This is a genomic window from Amycolatopsis sp. NPDC028719, from assembly GCF_055565395.1.
In genome coordinates this window covers 1412419-1427841 of the sequence record NZ_JBVHUL010000001.1, presented here as the reverse complement: position 1 = coordinate 1427841, position 15423 = coordinate 1412419, and the positions used below count along the sequence as shown (strand labels likewise).

General features: G+C 70.3%; 15 protein-coding genes and 1 tRNA gene. 11 read left to right on the top strand and 5 right to left on the bottom strand.

The window, feature by feature from the left end:
- Positions 1-100: 100 nt before the first annotated feature.
- From ACZ4TR_RS07090 to ACZ4TR_RS07075, 4 genes are read left to right on the top strand one after another with little or no spacing between them, the layout of a single operon-like run.
- On the top strand, positions 101-1219 hold the full coding sequence (locus ACZ4TR_RS07090; protein ID WP_465286131.1) for a sensor histidine kinase: 1119 nt from the start codon (positions 101-103) through the stop codon (positions 1217-1219).
- Positions 1216-1872: a response regulator gene (locus ACZ4TR_RS07085; RefSeq protein WP_465286130.1), complete on the top strand. Its 657-nt coding sequence runs from the start codon at positions 1216-1218 to the stop codon at positions 1870-1872. Before ACZ4TR_RS07090 ends, ACZ4TR_RS07085 begins: the two co-directional genes overlap by 4 nt.
- A gap of 46 nt (positions 1873-1918) precedes the next feature.
- Complete coding sequence (locus tag ACZ4TR_RS07080) at positions 1919-2764, top strand: alpha/beta fold hydrolase (RefSeq protein ID WP_465286129.1); 846 nt, start codon at positions 1919-1921, stop codon at positions 2762-2764.
- A 16-nt stretch (positions 2765-2780) separates the two neighbouring features.
- The gene (locus ACZ4TR_RS07075; protein ID WP_465286128.1) at positions 2781-3962 is read left to right on the top strand and encodes a PQQ-dependent sugar dehydrogenase; all 1182 of its coding nucleotides are present in this window, start codon (positions 2781-2783) and stop codon (positions 3960-3962) included.
- Between the two features lie 201 nt (positions 3963-4163).
- Here ACZ4TR_RS07075 and ACZ4TR_RS07070 read toward each other — a convergent pair whose 3' ends face one another.
- Positions 4164-4895, bottom strand: a complete 732-nt coding sequence (locus ACZ4TR_RS07070) for an SDR family oxidoreductase (RefSeq protein WP_465286127.1) — start codon at positions 4893-4895, stop codon at positions 4164-4166.
- Positions 4896-4925: 30 nt separating this feature from the next.
- On the opposite strand from ACZ4TR_RS07070, the gene ACZ4TR_RS07065 reads away from it, so the two are divergent.
- Positions 4926-5318, top strand: a complete 393-nt coding sequence (locus ACZ4TR_RS07065; RefSeq protein ID WP_465286126.1) for an NUDIX hydrolase — start codon at positions 4926-4928, stop codon at positions 5316-5318.
- On the opposite strand, the gene ACZ4TR_RS07060 is transcribed toward ACZ4TR_RS07065, so the two are convergent.
- Both ACZ4TR_RS07060 and ACZ4TR_RS07055 read right to left on the bottom strand, forming a co-directional pair.
- Positions 5315-5908 carry a TetR/AcrR family transcriptional regulator gene (locus ACZ4TR_RS07060; protein WP_364523698.1) on the bottom strand — a complete coding sequence of 198 codons (594 nt, stop codon included), beginning with the start codon at positions 5906-5908 and terminating at the stop codon, positions 5315-5317. The two genes, ACZ4TR_RS07065 and ACZ4TR_RS07060, sit on opposite strands and share 4 nt — an antisense overlap.
- A 93-nt stretch (positions 5909-6001) precedes the next feature.
- Positions 6002-6967 (bottom strand): acyl-CoA desaturase, encoded by a 966-nt coding sequence (locus tag ACZ4TR_RS07055; protein WP_465286125.1) that lies wholly within the window; start codon positions 6965-6967, stop codon positions 6002-6004.
- Positions 6968-7173: 206 nt separating this feature from the next.
- On the opposite strand from ACZ4TR_RS07055, the gene ACZ4TR_RS07050 reads away from it, so the two are divergent.
- From ACZ4TR_RS07050 to ACZ4TR_RS07030, 5 genes are all read left to right on the top strand, one after another.
- A tRNA-Gln gene (locus ACZ4TR_RS07050) sits at positions 7174-7245 on the top strand.
- 35 nt (positions 7246-7280) lie between these two features.
- Entirely contained in the window at positions 7281-9035 is a 1755-nt protein-coding gene (locus ACZ4TR_RS07045) for a GGDEF domain-containing protein (protein ID WP_465286124.1), read from the top strand.
- Between the two features lie 107 nt (positions 9036-9142).
- Positions 9143-10615 (top strand): bifunctional UDP-N-acetylglucosamine diphosphorylase/glucosamine-1-phosphate N-acetyltransferase GlmU, encoded by a 1473-nt coding sequence (gene glmU / locus ACZ4TR_RS07040; RefSeq protein ID WP_465286123.1) that lies wholly within the window; start codon positions 9143-9145, stop codon positions 10613-10615.
- Positions 10612-11592, top strand: coding sequence for a ribose-phosphate diphosphokinase (locus ACZ4TR_RS07035; RefSeq protein ID WP_465286122.1), 981 nt, complete (start codon positions 10612-10614; stop codon positions 11590-11592). Before glmU ends, ACZ4TR_RS07035 begins: the two co-directional genes overlap by 4 nt.
- Before the next feature lie 61 nt (positions 11593-11653).
- Complete coding sequence (locus tag ACZ4TR_RS07030) at positions 11654-12529, top strand: TIGR03621 family F420-dependent LLM class oxidoreductase (RefSeq protein WP_465286121.1); 876 nt, start codon at positions 11654-11656, stop codon at positions 12527-12529.
- 72 nt (positions 12530-12601) lie between these two features.
- Here ACZ4TR_RS07030 and ACZ4TR_RS07025 read toward each other — a convergent pair whose 3' ends face one another.
- Both ACZ4TR_RS07025 and ACZ4TR_RS07020 read right to left on the bottom strand, forming a co-directional pair.
- Entirely contained in the window at positions 12602-13243 is a 642-nt protein-coding gene (locus ACZ4TR_RS07025) for an NAD(P)-dependent oxidoreductase (protein ID WP_465286120.1), read from the bottom strand.
- A gap of 99 nt (positions 13244-13342) precedes the next feature.
- Entirely contained in the window at positions 13343-14458 is a 1116-nt protein-coding gene (locus tag ACZ4TR_RS07020; protein WP_465286119.1) for a hypothetical protein, read from the bottom strand.
- A gap of 351 nt (positions 14459-14809) precedes the next feature.
- Here ACZ4TR_RS07020 and ACZ4TR_RS07015 point away from each other — a divergent pair, with 351 nt between their 5' ends.
- A complete protein-coding gene (locus tag ACZ4TR_RS07015; protein ID WP_465286118.1) occupies positions 14810-15415 on the top strand; it encodes a 50S ribosomal protein L25/general stress protein Ctc in 606 nt (201 codons plus the stop codon).
- Positions 15416-15423: the final 8 nt, after the last annotated feature.

The following is a 15423-nucleotide window of genomic DNA, read 5'->3' as shown; positions in this document are numbered from 1 at the left end:
GCGAATCCGCCGGATCGGCCGGTCTCGTCCTCCCCGGGGAGGACACGGTCGGGCCGAAGGGATGACGACCCGGACCGGGTTCCGGCATTACGTTCGCTGCGTGGAGAGACTGGTGGTGTGGGTACGCAGGCACCGGTGGACGGTGGACCTGCCGCTGTACGCGGTCTTCCTGTTGCTGGGCCCGAACATGAACGACGCCGGCTCCTGGGGCGTCCGCGCGCTTTCGCTGCTGTTCCTGCTCCCGCTGCTGGTCCGCCGCCGGTTCCCGCGGACCGTCGCGGTGCTGGTCATCGCCGGGGCGGTGGCGGTGTACCTCACCGAGATCTGGGCGTACGACCGCGGCCGCACCGAGCTGGCCATGGCGGTGGTGCTGTTCACCCTGGTGAAGCTGGGAGACCGCCGGTTCGCCGCGCTGACCGCCGTCGCCGTCGTCACGCTCGACGTCCAGTGGGTCGCCGTCTGGGGTGGCTACTCCCCGAACCCGGCGTTCATGATCATCAGCGTCCTGCCGCTGCACATCGCGGCGTGGGCGCTCGGGGAGTTCTTCCGCAAGCAGGAACAGCTCACCGCGGAGGAGGAGAAGCGCGCCGACGCCCAGTCACGCGCGGCCGTCGCGGAGGAACGCGCCCGCATCGCGCGCGAGCTCCACGACGTCCTCGCGCACAGCATGAGCGTCATCGTGCTGAACGCCGAGGGCGCGAAGCTCGCCCGCCACCGCGACCCCGAGGCCGTCGACCGCACGCTCGACACGATCGGCCGCACCGGCCGGGACGCGCTCGCCGAGCTGCGGCGGCTCCTCGAGGTCCTGCACGCCGGCCAGGCGGCGCGCAGTCCCCAGCCGAGCGCCGGCGAGCTGCGCGAGCTGGTCGAGCAGTGCGGGCGCGCCGTCGCGCTCGAGGTCACCGGCGACCCCGGTGGCCTGTCCGCGAGCGCCGCGCTGCAGGCGTACCGGATCGTCCAGGAGGCCCTGACCAACATGATCAAGCACGCCCCGGCCGACGCGACCGGCCGCGTCGAAGTCGCGTTCGAACCGGCGGAGGTCCGGATCGAGGTGACGAACACCGGCGGCCGGGCCCTGCCCGCGCCGGCGTTGCCCTCGTCCGGGCACGGGCTGGCCGGGATGCGCCAGCGCGTCGAGATGTACCACGGGGAGCTGACGGCCGGGCCGCTGCCGGACGGCGGCTACCGGGTGCGCGCGAGCCTGGTGGTCGGGTCGTGACCACGCGGGTGCTGCTCTGCGACGACCAGGAGCTGGTGCGCGTCGGGCTGCGGATGATCGTCGAAAGCCAGGACGGCCTCGTCGTCGTGGCCGAGGCCGCGAACGGCGAGGAGGCCGTCGCGAAGGCCCGGGAGCTGCGGCCGGACCTGGTGCTGATGGACGTCCGGATGCCGGTGCTCGACGGCGTCACGGCGACCGGGCGGATCTGCGCCGAGCTGCCGGACGTGCGCGTCCTGATCATCACGACGTTCGACCTCGACGAGTACGCGTACGCCGCCCTGCGCGCGGGTGCCAGCGGGTTCCTGGTGAAGGACGCGCCGTCGGAAGAGATGCTCGTGGCGATCCGGGGCGTCCTGCGCGGCGACTCGATGGTTTCGCCGTCGGTGACGCGGCGCCTGCTCGACCGCTACCTCGCCGACGACCGCGATCCGGTCGACGTCGCGAAGCTCGGCGTGCTGACCGAGCGCGAGAAGGACGTGCTCGGGCTCATCGCGCGCGGGCACTCCAACGGCGAGATCGCGGCGAAGCTCTACATCGGCGAGACGACGGTGAAGACCCACGTCGGGCGGATCCTCGGCAAGCTGCGGCTGCGCGACCGGGTACACGCGGTGGTCTTCGCCTACGAATCCGGACTGGTGCATCCAGGATCATGATCAATCCCTATTTATCCACTTGATAGGGAAGGATAGAGTACTTTGCATGCCGATATACAAGTCCGAAGCCGGAGCTCGCCTTCTGCGTGAGCGCTACCTCGAAGCACTGAAGAGCTGGCCCGTCCCGCGCGACGAAGTGCGCGTGCCGACTCCCGAAGGCGAGACGTTCGTCCTGGTCTCCGGCCCGGAAAGCGCGCCGCCGCTGGTGCTGCTCCACGGCTCCGGCAGCACCTCGGCGGAGTGGGCGCCCCGGATCCCGGCGCTGATCGAACGGTTCCGGGTGTACGCGGTCGACGTCATCGGCGAGCCGGGGATGAGCGCCGAGACACGGCCACCGCTCGGCAGCGACCGGTACGCGCGCTGGCTGGACGCCGTGCTGGACCACTTCGGCGTCTCACGGGCGGCCTTCCTGACGTCGTCGTTCGGCGGCTGGCTCGCGCTCGACTACGCGACCCGGCGGCCCGAGCGCGTCGCCGCGCTGGCGCTGCGGTGCCCGATCGGCCTCGGCCCGATGAAGAAGGGGTTCGTCGTCAAGGCCGTGTTCCTGTCCCTGCTCGGCGAGCGGGGACGGCGGAAGTCCGTGGCCGGCACCGTGGGCGAGCCGGAGACGTCGCCGATCGTGGAGCACCAGCTGCTCGTGTCCGCGAACTACCGGTACCGCACCGGCCCGTTCCCGGTCTTCGGCGACGCGGCGCTGGGGCGGCTGACCATGCCGGTGTACGCCGTCGCCGGCTCGGAGGACGCCATGGTCGACTCCGCGACGACCAAGCGGCGGCTCGAAGCGGCGGGCGCCGTGGTGGACCTGGTGCCCGGCGCCGGGCACTCCTTCCGCGGCTCGGCCGACCTGGAGTTCCTGAAGGAGACGGCAGCGAACGGCGATTTCACCGCTTGATGGCAGGATGGGCCGTATGCGGTGTGTGCTGGGTCTCATCGGTGCGGTGTCCCTGCTGTTCGCGGGCTGTTCGGGGGCGTCGAGCGCGCCCATCCAGAGCGTCCCGCCGGCGGCCACCCCGGCGGCGTCGACCGGGAAGTTCAAGGTCGAGACGGTGACCGCCGGGCTGGAGCACGGCTGGGACATCGGCTTCCTGCCCGACGGCGGCATCCTCGTGCCGCAGCGGCCCGGCAAGCTCGCGCTGGTCCGCGGCGGGCAGGCCACCGACGTCCGGGCCGACTTCTCCGACGTCCTCGTGCAGGGCGAGGGCGGGCTGCTCGGCATGGTCGTCAGCCCGGACTTCGCGACCAGCCGCGAGTTCATCACCTGCCAGGACCACCAGGAGGGCGGCAAGGCCGTCGACATCCGGCTGGTCACGTGGAAGCTGGCCGAGGACGGCGCGAGCGCCTCGAAGGTCAAGGACCTGCTGACCGGGCTGCCGGTGAACCCGAGCGGCCGGCACTCCGGCTGCCGGCCGACGTTCGCCCCGGACGGCGCGCTGCTGGTCGGCACCGGCGACACGGCGCGCGCGTCGATCGCGCAGGACCGCCATTCCCTGGGCGGCAAGGTGCTGCGGCTGGACGCGAAGACCGGGAACCCGTTGCCGGACAACCCGTTCATCACCTCGTCGAACGCGAAGGAACGGCTGATCTACACGTTCGGCCACCGCAACGTCCAGGGCGTGGCGATCCGGCCGGGCAGCGGCCAGGTGATCACGGCCGAGCACGGGCCGACCTTCGACGACGAGGTCAACCTGCTGAAGCCGGGCGCGAACTACGGCTGGGACCCGTCGAAGGGCGGCACGGACTCGAGCTACGACGAGAGCGTGCCGATGACCGACCTCAAGCGGTTCCCGGACGCGGTGAGTCCACTGTGGACGTCCGGTAAGATCACCGAGGCGATCAGCGGCGACGCGTTCCTGACGGGCGCCCAGTGGGGCCCGAACGACGGCGCGCTGGTCGTGGTGGCACTGAAGGGCCAGAAGCTCCTGCTGTACCACTTGGACGCGGCGGGCAAGGTCCTGGACGTCACGCTCCCCCCGGAGTTCGACGACAAGTTCGGCCGGTTGCGCGCGGTGCGCAGCGGCCCGGACGGCGCGCTGTACGTGACGACTTCGGACGGAACGGACGACAAGCTGCTGAAGGTCACGCCCGCCTGAACATGAGAAAAGCACGGCCGCCGGGTGCCGTGGACACTTCCGCCGGGGTGGCGGATCGCGGAACATGGTTCACACCAGGAGTTTCGCCCGCCCCCGACGAGTGTTGGACGCGGTCCGAAGAAAGCGTTCCCGCGGCAGCACCGCGCCGGGCCCCGAGCGCCATCGCCGACCTGGCGCTCGGGGCCCGGCATCCAACGTTCCCTATCTCCCCAGGTGAGCCCCGCCGTTGACGTGCACCACCTGTCCGGTGACGTGCCCGGCGGCGGGGCTCGCCAAGAACGTCACGACGGCGGCGACGTCTTCCGGCGTGCCCGGTCGCTTGTTCATCGTGTTGCCGATCAGCCATTCCCGGCGGCGGTCCGAAAGCTTGCCGTGGAAGAACTCCGTGTCGCCGATCAGTCCGGGCGCGACGACGTTCGCCGTGATCCCGCGCGCCCCGAACTCCTGCGCCACGCTGATGTTCCACGCCTCGACGGCGGCCTTCGCGGCCCCGTACGAACCGGCGCCGGTCCGGGCGGCGATCGAACCGATGGTGACGATCCGCGCGTCGTCGGCGAAGCGGTCACGCAGCGCGTGCGTCACCAGCGCGGCACTGACCACATTGGACCGGAGGTTGCGCTCGAACGCGGCCGCGAAGCCGGCCAGCCCTTCGTCGTCGCCGTCGCTGTCGATGAAGTCGGTGTTGCCCCCGGCGTTGTTGACGAGAACGTCGACGCGGTCCGGCAACTCCCCGAGTGCGGCTTCGACCGCGGCTGCATCGGCGGCATCGAACACGACGGGCCGCGCACCCAGGAGCGTCGCGGCTTCGGTGAGCACCTGCTGGCGGCGCCCGGTGATCGTGACCCGCTCGCCCGCTTCGGCGAACGCCGCCGCGACGGCGTACCCGATGCCCGTGCCGCCGCCTGTCACCACTACTTCCCTGCTGTTCCCCATGCCCCCGAGTTTAGTGCCTAGGATCGGGACATGATCGACAAGATCGCGTGGATCCACGTGGTGGAAGGCCGGATCCTCAGCACGCGCTCCCGCGGCAAGGACGTCTACTACCTCCCGGGCGGCAAACGCGAGCCGGGCGAGACGGACGCCGAGACGCTGGTCCGCGAGATCCGCGAAGAGCTGACGGTGACGATCGCCGAGCCGACCATCGCGCCGGCGGGGATCTTCGAAGCGCAAGCGGATGGCAAGGCGTCAGGCGTCGTAGTGCGGATGACGTGCTTCACGGCCGAGTACACCGGAACACTGCGGGCGAGCAGCGAGATCGAAGAGATCGCGTGGCTCGGATACGCGGACCGGGACCGAGTTTCGGCGGTGGACAAGATCATCTTCGACCACCTGCGCGAAACAGGCCGGCTCGGTTAGCGCAGCCGCAGCTTCGGCTTGTCCTCCAAATGCGACAGCCCGTTCCAAGCCAGGTTCACCAAATGCGCCGCCACCTCGTCACGCTTCGGCTTGCGCGCGTCCAGCCACCACTGGCCGGTCAGCGCGACCATCCCCACCAAAGCCTGCGCGTACAGCGCCGCCAGTTTCTCGTCGTAGCCGCGCGCCGCGAACTGCTGGGCCAGGATGTGCTCCACCTGGCTCGCGATGTCGTTCAGCACCGTCGAGAACGTCCCCGTGGAACTCGCCACCGGGGAATCGCGGACCAGAATGCGGAAGCCGTCGTGGGAATCCTCGACGTACGACAGCAACGCGATCGCCGCCTGCTCCAGCATCACGCGGGGGTGGCCGCCGTGCAGGGTGGACACCATGCGGTCCAGCAGCGACTGCGTTTCGCGGTCGACGACCACCGCGTAGATGCCCTCTTTGCCGCCGAAGTGTTCGTACACCACGGGTTTCGACACGTTGGCGCGGTGCGCGATCTCCTCGATCGACGTGCCGTCGAAACCCTTTTCGGCGAACAGCGCCCGCGCCACGTTCAGCAATTGCTGACGTCGCTCGGTACCGGTCATCCGGACGCGCGTCACCGGGGCGACCGGACGCGCCCCGGTGACCTGCTCACGCTTCGAACGTCTTCTCCCCGCCACTCGGCGAAGCCTACTTGCTCAGCTCTTCTCCGTGGCGATTCGGGCCAATCGCTGCGGCGTCGGCCAGCGCACGTCGTGCACCCAGCCGAACTTTTCGAAGATCCAGATCAGCCGCGCGGAGATGTCGATCTGGCCGCGCTTCACGCCGTGGCGCGCAGATGTCGGGTCGGCGTGGTGCAGGTTGTGCCACGACTCGCCGAACGAAAAGATCGCCAGCGGCCAGAAGTTCGCCGACTTGTCGCGGGCGGCGAACGGGCGCTCGCCGATCATGTGGCAGATCGAGTTGACCGACCACGTCACGTGGTGCAGCACGCAGATGCGCACCAGCCCGGCCCAGAAGAACGCGGTGACCGCGCCCCACAGCGACCACGAGATCAGCCCGCCCAGCAGCGCCGGCAGCGTCAGGCTGACCAGTGCCCACAGCCAGAAGAGGTCGTCGACCTTCTTGATCGCCGGGTCCTTCACCAGGTCGGGCGCGAAGCGCTCGGCGTTGGTCTGGTCGCGCTCGAACAGCCAGCCCATGTGCGCGTGCCAGAAGCCCTTGGCGATGGCCCACGGCGAGGTGCCGAACGCCCACGGCGAGTGCGGGTCGCCGTCGCGGTCGGAGAACGCGTGGTGGCGGCGGTGGTCGGCGACCCAGGTGATGACCGGGCCCTGCAGCGCGATGCTGCCGGCGATGGCCATGACCACGCGCAGCCACTGCTTGGCCTTGAACGAACCGTGCGTGAAGTAGCGGTGGTACGACACGGTGATGCCGAGCCCGCTGATCGCGTAGAACACCACGAAGATGCCGACGTCGACCCAGCTCAGTCCCCAGCCCCAGGCGAAGGGCACTGCGACCAGCAGTGCCACCAGCGGCGCGATCACGCCGAAGTAAACCGACAGCTGCACGCCGATGCCGCGCGTGCCTTCGGTGACAGGTTTGGGCCCCTTGGGAGCCGAGGGCTCCCCGGTGGGCTGAGATCGGTCGAGCGTGGCCGTCATACGCTTCACTTCTTCCTGCACGGGTGCCCTTTTACGAAGGGTGACCTAACCTACGATGCCGTAAGTTACGGTACAGGAGGTTTCGGCGACTGGGGAGTGCCTGGACCTCACACAGCTCCTTCGGAACCGGGGTACCCGCCGGACGGGGCGCTAACGCGGCCCGCGCGCGGACGACACCCGATCGTCGCTATCCTGACCAGGATCGATCCGCCGTAGTGTAATCGGCAGCACTTCAGATTTTGGTTCTGACAGTTCAGGTTCGAATCCTGGCGGCGGAGCAGCTCAGAGGACCCGAACCCACGACACCGGGAGGTTGGCGCTGACCGACGAGGCGACCGACCCGGTAGCGGCCAGGCGTCCCGCGCTGGCCGAAATGTCCGATGCCTGGCTCGTCGGGCGAGCGCGGGAGCTGATCGCCGCGGTCCAGCGGCAGGACTACACCCAGCAGCTCCAGATCGTCGAACTGATGGACGAGCTGCTCGACGAGACCCAGCGGCGCGGCGAGCCGACGATGATCGCGCAGCTGCTGCGCGCGTCCGCGATCGCCCGCCTGATCACCAAGGGCCTGGCCGCGGAGGCCGAACCCCGGCTCGACGAGATGCTCGCGCACACCCGCCGGCACGGACTCGCCCTGCTGCGGGCCGACGCGCACGCGCTGCGCGGCCGCCGGTTGGTGATCGCCGCGCAGGAGGATCCCGCGCTCACCGAGATCGCCCGCGCGCTGGCCATCCTCGACGACTCCGCGATCCCGAACCGGCAGGTCGGCATCCGCGCGTGGAACCGGATGCTGTGGTCGGCGCTGAACGACTGCTGGATCGTGCTGAACCAGCTCGGCGTCTACGAAGCGGCCGAAGAGGTCATCGGCCGCGCCGCCTCCGCGATCCGCGAGAGCGCCAGCCCGCACGAGATCACGCTGCAGCTGATGAACCGGGTCAAGATGCTGCTCGGCTGGGGCCTGCGGCTCGAGCGCATCGACGAGTACGACGAGAGCGCCGAGAAGTTCCGCACCGCCGCCTCCATGGCGACGGCCGCCGAAGGCCCGTTCACCGAGTCGCTGTTCCCGCGCCGGGCCGGCGTCGCGGCCGTCGACCAAGTCGGCGTCCTCGCCTCGGCGCAAGCGCTGCACAGCCCGAGCGCCGACCAGATCGACCGGCTCCGCGCACTGCACGAAGGCACCGGCTACCCGGGCGAACGCGAGATCGTCGCGATCGCGCTGGCCCGCTGCCTCGACCAGGCCGGCCGCCGCGAAGAGGCCCTCGACGTGCTGCGGCACGCCCGCGAGTCGCTGACCGAAGACACCTCCCAGCCGTCGATGCGGCTGAACATCGTCCGCGAGCTGGCCCGCCTCGACACCACGCCGGACTACGCGTCCGGGGCCAGCGAGTCGCTGATCGACTACGCGAGGCGCCTCGAGAGCGAGATGTGGAGCCTGCGCGAGTCGCAGATCGCCACGCTGAACGCGCGTCGCGAACACGAACGGCTCTCCGCCGAGCACGGCGCGATCACCCAGCAGGCCCTCCAGGACCCGCTCACCGGCCTGCCGAACCGGCGCGCGCTGGACGAGAAGCTGCGCCAGCTCGCCTCGTCGGCCGACGCGCAGCCCCTCGCCGTCGCGCTGGTCGACCTCGACGGCTTCAAGGGCGTCAACGACAAGCAGTCCCACGCCGAAGGCGACAACGTGCTTCGTGTCGTCGCGAGCACACTGCGTGACGCGCTGCGCGGCGACGACCTCGTGGCGCGCTACGGCGGCGACGAGTTCATCGTCCTGCTCCCGGGCACGCCGGCGTCCGCGGCGAAGATGGCGCTCGGCCGCGCGGTGAAGTCCGTCGCGGGCCTGCCGCACCACCTTTCGCACGGCGTCACGCTGTCCATCGGGCTCGTTTCGCTGCGGCCGCAGGAGCGCGGCGAGCAGGTCCTCGCCCGCGCGGACGCGGCCATGTACCAGGCCAAACGCGGCGGCGGCAACCAGGTGGCGTCGGCCAACTCGATGGCCGCCGACCCGGCCGCCGCGTGGTCGGGCGAAGGCCTTCCCACCGACCCCGCGTGGGAGCCCGAAGAGCCCAGTTAGGATCGGTCCCCGACCAAAGCGCCACTTTCACGTGAAAGTGACCTGGAGGGCGCCTCCGGATCACTTTCACGTGAAAGTGACAACCGGAGCCATCGTTGGGAGCGCCGTTGACCGGCCCGCTGAGCACGTTGATCCTCGCCGCGGGTGAGGGCACCCGCATGCGTTCCTCGACGCCCAAGGTGCTGCACCCGATCGCCGGGCGGCCCCTCGTCGAGCATGCCGTCCGGGCCGCCGCCGGCCTGGACCCCGAGCACCTCGTCGTGGTCGTCGGCCACGGCCGCGAACTGGTCGGCGAGCACCTCGCGCGGGTCGGGGACGCCCTCGGCCGCCCGGTCGGCACCGCGGTGCAGGACCAGCAGAAAGGCACCGGCCACGCCGTGTCGTGCGCGCTCGCGACGCTGCCCGCCGACCTCACCGGCACCGTGCTCGTCAGCTACGGCGACGTCCCGCTGCTCGACACCACGACCCTGGGCGCGCTGCTCGACGAGCACACCGAGGCGAAGAACGCGGTCACCGTGCTCACCTCGGTCGTCGACGACCCGACCGGCTACGGCCGCATCACGCGCGACGACGCCGGCAAGGTCACCGGGATCGTCGAGCACAAGGACGCGACCCCGGAGCAGGCGGAGATCACCGAGATCAACTCCGGTGTGTACGCCTTCGACGCCGCCGTGCTGCGCGACGGCCTTTCGCGGCTGTCGACCGACAACGCGCAGGGCGAGCTCTACCTCACCGACGTCCTGGGCATCGCGAACGGCGACGGCGTGGGAGTCGGCGCGCTCGTCGTCGACGACCCGTGGCTGACCGAGGGCGTCAACGACCGCGTCCAGCTCTCGGTGCTCGGCGCCGAGCTCAACCGCCGGATCGTGCAGCGCTGGCAGCGCGAGGGCGTCACGGTCGTCGACCCCGCGTCGACCTGGATCGACGCCGGCGTGACGCTGGCGCGGGACGTCGTCATCGAGCCCGGCGTCCAGCTCAAGGGCAGCACTTCGGTCGGCGAGGGCAGCACGGTCGGCCCGGACAGCACGCTGACGAACGTCAAGGTCGGGGCGGGTGCCTCGGTGGTGCGGGTGCACGGCTCCGACTCCGAGCTGGGCGACCGCGTGAACGTCGGCCCGTTCACCTACCTGCGGCCGGGCACGAAGCTGGGCGAGAAGGGCAAGCTCGGCGCGTTCGTCGAGACGAAGGCCGCCGACATCGGCGCCGGCACGAAGGTGCCGCACCTGACCTACGTCGGCGACGCCACGATCGGCGAGAACAGCAACATCGGCTGCTCGAGCGTCTTCGTGAACTACGACGGTGTCCACAAGCACAAGACCGTTATCGGGTCGCATGTCCGGTTGGGCGCGGACAACACCTTCGTCGCCCCGGTGCACATCGGTGACGGCGCTTACAGTGGGGCGGGTGCCGTGATCCGCGAAGACGTCCCGCCGGGCACACTCGCGGTGTCGGCGCCGCCGCAGCGGAACATCGAAGGCTGGGCGATCCGTCGCCGGCCGGGTACGCCCGCGGCGGAGGCGGCCCAGGCCGCCCTCGACGCCGAGCCAGCAGCAGGAACCGACGGGGAGTCGCCAGCATGAGTCCGAAGTCAGGCACACCGAAGAAGAACTTGATGCTCTTCTCCGGACGGGCGCACCGGGAGCTCGCCGAAGAGGTCGCCGAGCACCTCAACGTGACGATCACCCCGCAGACGGCGCACACGTTCGCCAACGGCGAGCTGTTCGTCCGGTTCGAGGAGTCCGTGCGCGGCACCGACGCCTTCGTCATCCAGGCCCACACCACGCCCATCAACGAGTACGTGATGGAGCAGCTGATCATGGTGGACGCGCTCAAGCGGGCGAGCGCGAAGCGGATCACCGTGGTGATGCCGTTCTACCCGTACGCGCGCCAGGACAAGAAGCACAAGGGCCGCGAGCCGATCTCGGCGCGGCTGATCGCGGACCTGTTCAAGACCGCGGGCGCCGACCGGATCATGACGGTCGACCTGCACACCGCGCAGATCCAGGGCTTCTTCGACGGCCCCGTCGACCACCTGATGGCGCAGACCGTGCTGGCCGAGCACATCAAGAAGACCTACGGCAACGCCGACATCACCGTCGTCTCGCCGGACTCGGGCCGCGTGCGCCTGGCCGAGAAGTGGGCGCAGACGCTGGGCGACCGGCCGATCGCGTTCATCCACAAGACCCGCGACCCGGACAAGCCGAACCAGGCCGTGGCCAACCGCGTGGTCGGCAAGGTCGAGGGCAAGCTCTGCGTCCTGATCGACGACATGATCGACACCGGCGGCACGATCGTGAAGGCGACGGAGGCCCTGATCGACGAGGGCGCGGCGGACGTCGTCATCGCGACGACCCACGGCATCCTGTCGGACCCGGCGACCGAGCGGCTTTCGCAGTGCAAGGCGCGCGAGGTGATCGTGACGAACTCGCTGCCGATCCCCGAGGAGAAGCGGTTCGAGGGGCTGACGGTCCTGTCGATCGCCCCGATGCTCGCCGAGGCCATCCAGCAGGTCTTCGAAGACGGCTCGGTGACGTCCCTCTTCGACGGCAACGCCTGATCCCGTCCGCCGGGCGCGAACTCCGCGCCCGGCGGCGGTTTCCGGCGCTAGCGTGCCGGACATGGGGAACTTCAAGTTCGGCGTCAGCTTCCGTGAAATCGGCAGCCGGGACGCGTGGATCGCCAAGTGCCGCCGGGCCGAGGAACTCGGCTACGACGTCATCACCGTGCCCGACCACCTCGGCACCGGGCGGTTCGCGCCGTTCCCCGTGCTCGCCATGGCCGCCGCCGTCACCGAACGGCCGCGGCTCGGCACCCTCGTCTCCAACGTGCCCTTCTACAACCTCGCGCTTTTCGCCCGCGAAGCCTCCTCGACGGCCGCGCTGCTCGACGGGCGCCTCGATCTCGGCCTCGGCGCCGGGCACATGAAGGCCGAGTTCGACAACGCCGGCCTGCCGTGGCACAAGGCGTCCGAGCGGATCGGCTACCTCCGCGAGAGCCTCGGCTACCTGCGAAAACACTTCGAGGACGAAGGCATCGACCACCCGCGGCTGCTCATCGCGGGCAACAGCGACGGCGTCCTGGAGCTGGCCGCGGAGTACGCCGACATCGTCGGCTTCGGGGGCTTGAGGCAGCAGCCCGGGAAGCCGCCGGGCACCTTCAAGCTCGACAACGCCGAGGCGATGGACGAGCGCGTCGCGTTCTTCCGTGCCCGGACCGGCCGCGACCCCGAGTACAACATGCTGGTCCAGCACGTCGAGGTCACCGACGACCGGCCGGCCGCGGCGGAGGCCTGGCACGAGCTGACCGAGCGCAGCGCCGTGCCGGACGCCCGGGAGCTCCTCGACGCGCCCCAGCTGCTGCTGGGCACGGTCGAGGAGATCGCCGGACAGCTGGAAACCCGGCGCGAGCGCTACGGCTTCTCGTACATCACGGTCTTCGAGCCGTTTTTCGAGACCTTCGCACCCGTCCTGAAAGAACTCGCCACCCGCACGTAATCGCACGTCACTTTCGCCGTGAAAGTGTTGCGGAGGTAGGCCCTCCACATCACTTTCCTAGGGAAAGTGACGTCAGTAAGCGACGGTGAAGCGCGCGCGGCGGTGCTTCGGCTGCTCGATCTCGTCGACGTACGCGGTCGCGAAGTCGTCGCCACCGATGTGCGACTTGCCGTTCTCGTCGGTCAGCAGGACGTCGCCGCCGATCCGGAACTCGCCCTTGCGCTCGCCGGGGGTCCAGGCCCCGAATTCGGCGGCCGGGCTGACGTAGAACCAGTCGAGGTCCTCGGGCTGTTCGCGCAGCAGGCCGAGCACCTCGGCGTGGTTGCCGGCCTCTTCCTTGTACTCGGCCGGGAACTCCGGGGTGTCGAACAGCCGCGGGCCGCCCTCGGCGACGAGCAGGCTCGCCGCGCCACCGACGAACGACAGCCGGACGCCGTTCTCACGCGCGATCCGGGCGAGCGACGGCACGGCGTCGATGAGCTTCTTGCCGTCGATCGCGCGCGCCGGGGTGGCGACCACGAAGACGTCGGCGTCCTTCGCCAGTCCCGCCACCAACTCCTCGTCGTGGAGCGAGCCCTGCCGCTCGTCGACGCCTTCGGGCGCCGCACCGGGGTTCCGCGCGACGCCGACGACCTCGTGCCCGCGCCGCAGCGCCTCGGCGCCGATCTTGCCCCCGGCGTACCCGGTCCCCCCGAAAACCACCAGCTTGGCCATGTCATTTCTCCCGTTCGAATCGGCTGTACGCAGCCGATGCTAAGAACGGAAGATCACCTACTTCAACGGAAGCAACGCACTCCCGGGTAGGTGTCCAGCTCAGCCGCCCAGGCTCGCGAACTCGGCGGCGACCTTCTGCTTCACGGCGTTGGCGTCGAGCGCCGCGCGCACCTCCGCCGTCGCGTTCGGCTTGGACAGCACCTGGTAGCTGGCGGTGCGGTTCGGCAGCTTGAACTTGACCGTGCAGGACATCTTCACCGTCGCGTACGGCTCGGCGTCGGCCGCCGTCGTGCAGGTCTGCGCGCCGAGCGAGTCGGCGCTGACCTCGACCGAAAGGTTGATGTGCACGACGCTCTTGCCGCCCGCGGCCGGCGAGCCGACCACGCTGGTGGAGACGTCGACGGTCGTCGTGCAGGAGCCGACGAAGTCCTTGCAGTCGAGGGTGTCGTTCGTGACGACGGCGCTGGCCTGGACCAGGCCTTCGAACGGCTGGCCCAGCGCGCCGACGGCGTTGTCCAGGTCGGTGTGGAACGTCTTCAGCGCGTCGCCGGCGATCGGGTCGACGCGGAACTCGCCGCCGAACTTCGGGCCGGCCTGCGGGTCGAGCAGCGCGGGGGCGAAGCTGACGACCCGGTTCGGCTTGGCCGTGGTGACGCGCAGGACGCTGGGCGCGGCGCCGAGCTGGTAGACCTCGGTGCCGTCCGGGAGCTTCGCCTTGACCGGATCGCCCAGCCGGTCGAGGCCGGTCAGCGCCTTGCGCAGCCCGTCGGCCAGCGCCTGCGGGGCGAACTTGGCGGCGGGGTCGAAGGGCAGCTCGGAGCCGAGCGAACGCACCCAGCTGGTGCCGAACTGCGTGCCCTCGTCGATGGCGTGCGCCTTCCAGTAGTCGGCGTCGGCCTGCAGGTAGAACTGGCCCGCGACCGAGGTCACCTGGACGACGCGGCCGTCGAGCGGCAGCCCGCCGAACGCGTTGCCACCGCGGGTGACCCGGAACTGCTGCTCGGCCCCCTTGGTCGCCGACTTCAGGGAGAGCGCGGGCGTCTGGCCCAGCGCGGTGAGGGCGGCGTCGACCGCGGCACGCTGCTCCGCGCGCCGGTCGGCCGTCTGCTGGCCGGCGGCCGAGACCCCGGCGGTGCCCGGGATCGCCGCCTGGCAGCCCGCCAGCACTCCGCCCAGCAGCAGCACCGCCGCCGCCATGCCCCGTCGAGCCCGCATCTTCCGCCCCCTGCTCTGCCGCCGCGTCCGAGCACACCTCGGCCGGTGAAGTCGCGCCACCGGATTTGTGTCGTCACGCACCGGGGTTCAGGAGGGTTCTAGCCTGGCCCGGGCCCCCGCCGCAACCCACCGTGATGAGGTTGGTTTACACTCTCGAGGTTGTCTCGGCGAGGCGGGGCCCTTCTGGGTGCCCGGCGTGATCGACGCGGCGGCTCGGAGTAGCCCCCGGCTGTCGTGCACGCCCGGAAACTCGCCGCCGAACGCAACCGCCTGAACAGAACAACGCCCGCATCCCCCGCCGCAGCATGCTGTCTCCCGCACCATGTTCGTGATTTGAAGGAGTGCCACACCGTGTCCGAGGTACGTCTGTCCGTCGAGCCGCGCACCGAGTTCGGCAAGGGCGCCGCGCGCCGCACGCGTCGCGCCGGCAAGATCCCCGCCGTGCTGTACGGCCACGGCTCGGACCCGCGGCACTTTGCGCTGCCGGCCATCGAGTTCGCCCGCGTCGTCCGTGAGAACGGCTCCAACGCCGTCATCACCCTCGCCATCGAGGGCTCCGACGAGCTCGCGCTGACGAAGACCATCGTCGTGCACCCGCTCAAGAACTACATCGAGCACGTCGACCTGCTGGTCGTGAAGCGCGGCGAGAAGATCGTCGTCGACGTCCCCGTCGTCGTCACCGGCAACCCCGGCCCCGGCGGCCTGGTCAACCAGGACGTCGACACCCTGCAGGTCGAGGTCGAGGCGCTGCACATCCCGGAGCAGTTCGAGGTCTCCATCGAGGGCCTCGAGGTCGGCAGCCAGGTCCTGGCCGGCCAGATCGAGCTGCCGCAGGGCGCCACCCTCGTCACCGACCCCGAGTCGCTGGTCGTCGCCGTCAACGAGCCGCAGCGTGAAGAGGCCGACGACGAAGACGCCACCGAAGCGGGCGGCGAGTCGGCCGAATCCGCCGAATAGTCTTTCCG